Origin of the sequence: Clostridium sp. YIM B02500 (assembly GCF_022324665.1) — a bacterium.
Taxonomy (GTDB): domain Bacteria; phylum Bacillota; class Clostridia; order Clostridiales; family Clostridiaceae; genus Clostridium; species Clostridium beijerinckii.
The window spans coordinates 41734-48005 of the sequence record NZ_JAKGTE010000036.1; the positions used below are offsets into that span (position 1 = coordinate 41734).

Consider the following 6272-nt stretch of genomic DNA (forward strand, 5'->3'; position numbering starts at 1 on the left):
AATCTCCTCTCCTTTACTTATTATCTATTTCTTGTAACGCTTTAGCTATATAACCTTTATTTTTGTCTAATTTAATTCTCGCCTCATCTTTATTTAGCTTTGAAAGTATCATAAATATTGCTAGTTTGACATCGTAATCTGTTTTATTTAGTGCTTCTGTTGCCTCTTCCATGTTTATACCCGTTGCTTTACAAACTATTCCTCTAGCTCTTTCAATTAGCTTTTCATTTGTAGCTCTTAAATCTACCATTAGATTTCCATATACTTTTCCAAGCTTAATCATGACACCAGTTGATATCATATTTAATACTAGCTTTTGAGCTGTCCCAGACTTTAGTCTTGTTGAACCTGTTACAACTTCCGGACCAACTACTGGTGAAATTGAAATATAAGCTTCCTTTGCAACATCTGAATTTTCGTTACAAGTCACTGAAACTGTTAACGCACCAATTTGATCAGCATACCTTAATCCTCCTATAACATAAGGGGTTCTTCCAGAGGCTGCAAGTCCTATTATTGTGTCATTCTCTGTTATATTTTTACTCTTTAAATCTTCCACTGCTAATTCTTTTGAATCCTCTGCTCCCTCTTTTGCTCTAAATATAGCTTCTTTCCCCCCAGCTATAATTCCTTGCACTAACTCTTCCGAAACTCCATATGTTGGTGGACATTCTGAGGCATCCAATACACCAAGCCTTCCTGATGTTCCTGCACCTATATAAATTAACCTTCCTCCTCTATGGATTCTTTCAGCTATCATATCTATAGCTTTTGCTATTTTAGGAAGCTCTTTTTCTACAGCGTTTGCTACCTTTTTGTCCTCATCATTCATGATTTTCACCATTTCTAAAGTTGATACTTTATCTATATTTATTGTCGTCTCATTTCTACTTTCAGTTGTTAGATTTTTCAAATTTAAACTCTCCACAATTACCGCCTCCATATAAAACATTTAATTTTGACTACGTTTTCACTTGATATATATATCATATCACCTTTGAAATTTTGTTTCAATATATTTTATAAATAATATTATTTTGTTTCTAAAGTAATATTTAGTTGTATCATATATTCTCTATTTCTGCAGGTTTAACTAGTTTCTTTATAAGATATTGTTATATTAATTCTAACCCCCCTTAATAAAACAACTTAAATTCCTTGTGTAAATACTATTACAAATTATCTATAGACATTAGTCTAAATTATCATAAAAACCTCTTGCATAAGAAATTTAAATATGTTATTATATCTTCACGGCCTAAGAACAAATGATATTAAGTTGTTCAAGCAGGCTTATATATTGATTATAAATTCTAGAATATTCGTTAAGCTCTTATTTTGAACCTACACTTAAAATACGGGAGTTCAATTATCTAGATGTGGAAATGTACTTTCATATGAGTCCTTTTACGGCTTTGAAGGCGATTGAATCATCTGTGAGAGCACCCACCTATCGAAGGATAGGGGTCAAAATTAGAGTACCGGTATTTTGGATATTATATAGGACATTCTATGCCAATGCTTAATATTAAGCATTGGCTTTTTATTTTCATGAATTAAAACTAAAATAAATGTTTAAGAACTCAAATTAATATCTGCTCTTTTTAGTAATTATTTTTATTATCCACATATGTGAATATAGCCTCTATATCTGCATTTATAATATTTTCTCCTGCTTCAATAGGAGTAGTATTACTGGTAGATTTAAGAGTCATTACTAGTGGTGTACTAGTGGTCTCATTTTGTTCATTTATTTGAATTGGTATAGTATTCAACTTTACTTTAAGTTGATCAGCTACAACTCGTGCTTTATTTTGAGCATCTTGTAGAGCTCTTCTTAACGCTTCATAATAATACTTTGTTTCATCTGAGACGATAAAAATAATCCCAGTTAATGAATTTGCACCATTGCTTACTGCAGTATCAATTACTTCACCTACATTATTAATATTACTAATTAAAATCTTCAAATTGTTTATTACTTCATATCCTCTAAAAACCTGCTTCCCATTGATGTAATCATAATTTGGCCGTATGCTATAATTTTCGGTTTGTATATTCTTAAGAGGTATTCCCAATGCTCTTATACTATTTATAACTTCTTGAGTTATCTTAGCATTCTCCTCCTGCGCAACTTCCAATTGCAAATCTTCAGTTATAACTCCAACGACTATTTCTGCTAAATCTGGTTTTACACTTACCGTTCCTTTTCCAATAACTTTTAGCCTATTAGGTGAACATTGATCATTGTTAAAATCATTTAAACTATAGATACCTCCCTGCCCTAAAGTATGCATCCTATTTTTCCTTTCAAAAAAATTAATCATTAATTCATATTATGATAAATCACTTGAAATGTCTCTAAACTATATATATCAATATAACAATGCTTTATACTTAGAAAAAGCCTTAAACTTATTTAAAATTTAAGGCTCAAATATACTTTACTGAATTCAAAATCCTAAAAAGAATAATGTTTTTCCACCACTTCTCTTGTAAAGCCATAATCAATGATGACTGGCTTTCCATCAATCATTCCCCAACTGCTTTTCCTACAAAAATCCCCCAATAACAACCTATAATTTTTCTTCATTTTCTGCAATTCCTGAGTTTTTAAAAATTCATCCTTATTCGATACATTAAAATACTTCCATACATATAAAATATCACTTATCTCGCTTGCTTTTTCCATTATAAGTAAGCTAAAGTCACTTGAAACTTGTATAACTTTTGCAAATAACTTAGTCTGATCATTATCCGAAATAATATATTCAGCTTTATTTTGTGCTATTCCAGCTTTATTTTTTGCTATCTTCAAAACATATCCATTTCCTAAATCAAATACTTTCCTGCCAGAACCTGAACCAATATATTTATAATACCCTTGTTTTATATTAAGCATAACTTTATCAAAATCAATAGTCATTCTAGCACCTACTCATAACCATATTTTAATCTATTCGAATACTCTACATATTACATTACTCTATTCTATTAAAATTTGTTCTTATTAAACTAAACTTTATTTTTATTAGTGCTATGCAATTTCTTATATAGATTAAAATAATAAATCAACATTTGAATCTCTAGCAAACCAAGTGCTCAATTAAGAGCATAATATAGAAACTTAATTTCAATATATTATATATACTTATAAAATATTTTGTTAATCCATTGGTTTTATATGAATATATTAAGCACAGTCAATATTGTTAACCATATTTTCATATCGAGTTGACAATCTTAAATATTAATTATATACTTGTCTTGAAATTATTTAATAAATTGGGGCGTGGTAAAATTATATGGAAAAATTAGCAGAAGAAATTATTAACGGAAGACGATTAACTAGATCTGACGATTTAGAATTTTTATTAACTTGTGATTTAAAGAAAATTTGTGATGGTGCTAATAAAATTCGTAGAACACTATGCGGAGAAAGCGTGGACCTTTGTACAATTATTAATGGTCGCAGTGGAAAATGCAGCGAGAACTGTAAGTTTTGTGCTCAATCAAACCACCACAAAACAGAAATTAAAGAATATGATTTTTTAGATCCTAATGTAATTTTAAAAGACTGCAAAAAAAATGAAGCTAATGGTGTACATAGATACTCTATTGTTACAGCAGGAAGAGCTTTAGTTGGGAGCGATTTTGATAAAGCTGTACAAGCATACAAAATGATGAATAAAGAATGTTCTATCAACTTATGTGCATCTCACGGTTTTTTAAGCGAAGAACAATTTGTACTTTTAAAAGAAGCAGGAGTCACAATGTACCATGCAAACATAGAAACTTCTAAAAGAAACTTTCATAATATTTGTACTACTCATTCATATGATGACAAGATTAAAGAAATTAAACTAGCGCAAAATGCAGGTTTAAAAGTTTGTTCCGGTGGTATTATAGGAATGGGTGAAACTTGGTATGACAGAATTGACATGGCTATAAGCTTATCAGAGCTTGGAGTTATATCTATACCAATAAATGTATTAATGCCTATCAAAGGTACTCCATTAGAAAATTTAAAAAGGATTTCTAATGACGATATCTTAAAAACAATTGCAATTTTTCGTTACATAAATCCAACAGCTTATATTCGTATGGCTGCCGGAAGAACTTATTTTGAAGATGGCGGAATAGAAATTTTTCAATCTGGAGCTAATGCAACGATAACTGGCGATATGTTAACTACTATAGGTAACAATACATGCCAAGATAAAATAATGTTGCAAACACTCGGTTTTTCAATTTAAAAAGAATTATAGAAAAGAAATATACTATATAGAGGAGATTTAAAATTATGGAAAATATACGTAGAACTAACGCGCGTCAGTTGACAACAATCGGAATAATGAGTGCTTTTATATGTACATCTGCACCATTTTCAATTCCTATTGGTATAGTACCAATTACATTAACAAATTTAGCGATTTACCTTACTATATATATAATAGGAAAAAAGGAAGGAACAATTACTTATCTTATTTATCTTCTCATAGGTGCATTGGGATTGCCAGTTTTTTCAGGATTCTCTGGGGGATTTACTAAATTAGCAGGGCCAACAGGTGGATATTTAATTGGCTTCGCTTTTATGGCATTTATAAGTGGAATATTCATTGACAAATTTCCTAATAAAATTTTTATGTGCTTTTTAGGTATGCTGATAGGTACACTAGTAACCTACATATTCGGAACAGTATGGCTAGCATATGTTGCACATCTACCATTTAATAAGGCTCTAGCAATTGGTGTTCTTCCATTTATTCCTGGTGACCTTGCAAAGATGGTAGTTGCAGCACTAATAGGGCCTCAGATTAGAAAAAGAATTAAAAGCGCTGGATTATACTAGTTAAAAATATATGTATTAATGAAAAAGGAGCTTCTTTATATTATAAAATTAAAGAAACTCCTTTATATTATAAATCAATTAAATTCACTTCTACTTTTTTCTGACTTCCCTAAATATTCTCTCACTTATCTCTTCAACCTCTTCATTATTCAATCCTTTTCTTTTAATAGCATTAGCAAATATATTTGTCATTTGCTCCCAATCACTAATTTTCTCTGAATGTAATTTTATCTCTTCTAATAACTCATATACCTTTTTATTCATACCATTACTCTCCTCGTCAAATCTACTATATTATTATAACAAAAAAATAAGAATCATAAACAATATTTCTAATGTCCATGATTCTTATTAATTAAACCTCTTTATGAGAAAAGTCTGTAATTATTTTATTATCATCGTCTTCTGTTTTCTTTATTTTACCTAATTTAATCTTAATAGTTAGTGTCATGTCTTTCCTCTTCCTACATACTAGTTAACGTGAATAATTAATCTTTATATAAGTGTTATTTATTATTTTATAATTGAACTTCGCTTTTATACTATCAATACTCGATATCTTTTCAATATAATACATATCTGCTAAAGTTAAATCTCTTAACTCTGCAACAAATTCGAATTTAGAACACTTTTCCAAATTATCATTTATAACTTTCATGATTTCATTATGTATCTTCATAGCATATCACCTCTCATATATATTAACTTAAAAAAAACTATCTTATTTACTTTTAGCTCTATTACATTTAATTCCAAAATATAAAAAACCAATCAAAACTAATTAAAAAAATTAATTAGTTTTGATTGGTGGGTTGCATCATTAACTCTAAATTCTCAAGATGCCCAAATACAGAGAATTCTTCATAGTTCCCAATCTTTGTATATTTATGTTACTTTATGTCTTTCTATGTATATATTATAACAATAATATAAGAAAAATCAACATTAAATGCAATAATTACCTTACAATATTTATTACATATTTAAAGGTAATTATTAAATTTATAAAAAACTTTTTTTACTGTCCTTAAATATCATATTTAAGTTTATTTTAATATAATGTTTATATTGAATTAACATATTTGTTATAATTTTGTAATAATTATCAGATATAATAGGGAAATAAGATAATTTCTTATTAATTATTTATCCTTCTATATAAAATCGTTTATGGGTAACTTATTACGTATTGTAATAAGTTACCCTTGTTAATTTTATAATTCTCATATAGATAGCCTAACTAAGACCTGGTCTTATGCATATAAATCGCTGAAATCATAAATATTTTGATTCCGAAAAGCTATGAAAATATCGCTGAAGGTTCTAAGCAGCAGGTTGTGTCCCATCTTAGCATGCTCCAACTTTCAGTTTGACAAGCTAAAATGGAACAACCTACAGCTAAGAACCTTTAACAGCTCAT

At 28.9% G+C, this 6272-nt stretch carries 7 protein-coding genes, 1 other RNA gene and 1 riboswitch; of the genes, 3 read left to right on the forward strand and 5 right to left on the reverse strand.

The genetic code is table 11. The features are described 5' to 3' along the window. Positions 1-13: 13 nt before the first annotated feature. Positions 14-928 carry an N-acetylmuramic acid 6-phosphate etherase gene (murQ, locus tag L1S46_RS22220; protein ID WP_238900990.1) on the reverse strand — a complete coding sequence of 305 codons (915 nt, stop codon included), beginning with the start codon at positions 926-928 and terminating at the stop codon, positions 14-16. A 379-nt stretch (positions 929-1307) separates the two neighbouring features. On the opposite strand from murQ, the gene ssrS reads away from it, so the two are divergent. Then, positions 1308-1500, forward strand: a non-coding RNA gene (gene ssrS, locus L1S46_RS22225) — 6S RNA. 104 nt (positions 1501-1604) lie between these two features. Here the strand turns inward: ssrS and L1S46_RS22230 are convergent. Together L1S46_RS22230 and L1S46_RS22235 are read right to left on the reverse strand one after the other, a co-directional pair. Beyond that, a complete protein-coding gene (locus tag L1S46_RS22230) occupies positions 1605-2327 on the reverse strand; it encodes an SIMPL domain-containing protein (protein ID WP_238900991.1) in 723 nt (240 codons plus the stop codon). A 134-nt stretch (positions 2328-2461) separates the two neighbouring features. Further along, entirely contained in the window at positions 2462-2926 is a 465-nt protein-coding gene (locus L1S46_RS22235) for a hypothetical protein (RefSeq protein ID WP_238900992.1), read from the reverse strand. Between the two features lie 379 nt (positions 2927-3305). Between L1S46_RS22235 and bioB the strand changes: the two genes are divergently transcribed. Both bioB and L1S46_RS22245 read left to right on the forward strand, forming a co-directional pair. Next, a complete protein-coding gene (bioB, locus tag L1S46_RS22240; protein WP_238900993.1) occupies positions 3306-4256 on the forward strand; it encodes a biotin synthase BioB in 951 nt (316 codons plus the stop codon). A gap of 47 nt (positions 4257-4303) precedes the next feature. Next, positions 4304-4852 carry a biotin transporter BioY gene (locus L1S46_RS22245; RefSeq protein WP_238900994.1) on the forward strand — a complete coding sequence of 183 codons (549 nt, stop codon included), beginning with the start codon at positions 4304-4306 and terminating at the stop codon, positions 4850-4852. Between the two features lie 90 nt (positions 4853-4942). Here L1S46_RS22245 and L1S46_RS22250 read toward each other — a convergent pair whose 3' ends face one another. Next, on the reverse strand, positions 4943-5116 hold the full coding sequence (locus L1S46_RS22250; protein WP_012058143.1) for a hypothetical protein: 174 nt from the start codon (positions 5114-5116) through the stop codon (positions 4943-4945). A 211-nt stretch (positions 5117-5327) separates the two neighbouring features. Further along, the gene (locus L1S46_RS22255; RefSeq protein WP_012058142.1) at positions 5328-5531 is read right to left on the reverse strand and encodes a hypothetical protein; all 204 of its coding nucleotides are present in this window, start codon (positions 5529-5531) and stop codon (positions 5328-5330) included. A gap of 118 nt (positions 5532-5649) precedes the next feature. After that, positions 5650-5733, reverse strand: a riboswitch (cyclic di-GMP riboswitch). Between the last annotated feature and the right edge of the window lie 539 nt (positions 5734-6272).

What these genes read in the sequence shown, in the direction of transcription:
- bioB (WP_238900993.1), top strand. Translation starts at nt 3,306, where the DNA reads ATGGAAAAATTAGCAGAAGAAATTATTAACGGAAGACGATTAACTAGA.
- L1S46_RS22235 (WP_238900992.1), bottom strand. Translation starts at nt 2,926, where the DNA reads ATGACTATTGATTTTGATAAAGTTATGCTTAATATAAAACAAGGGTAT.
- L1S46_RS22230 (WP_238900991.1), bottom strand. Translation starts at nt 2,327, where the DNA reads ATGATTAATTTTTTTGAAAGGAAAAATAGGATGCATACTTTAGGGCAG.
- L1S46_RS22255 (WP_012058142.1), bottom strand. Translation starts at nt 5,531, where the DNA reads ATGAAGATACATAATGAAATCATGAAAGTTATAAATGATAATTTGGAA.
- L1S46_RS22245 (WP_238900994.1), top strand. Translation starts at nt 4,304, where the DNA reads ATGGAAAATATACGTAGAACTAACGCGCGTCAGTTGACAACAATCGGA.
- L1S46_RS22250 (WP_012058143.1), bottom strand. Translation starts at nt 5,116, where the DNA reads ATGAATAAAAAGGTATATGAGTTATTAGAAGAGATAAAATTACATTCA.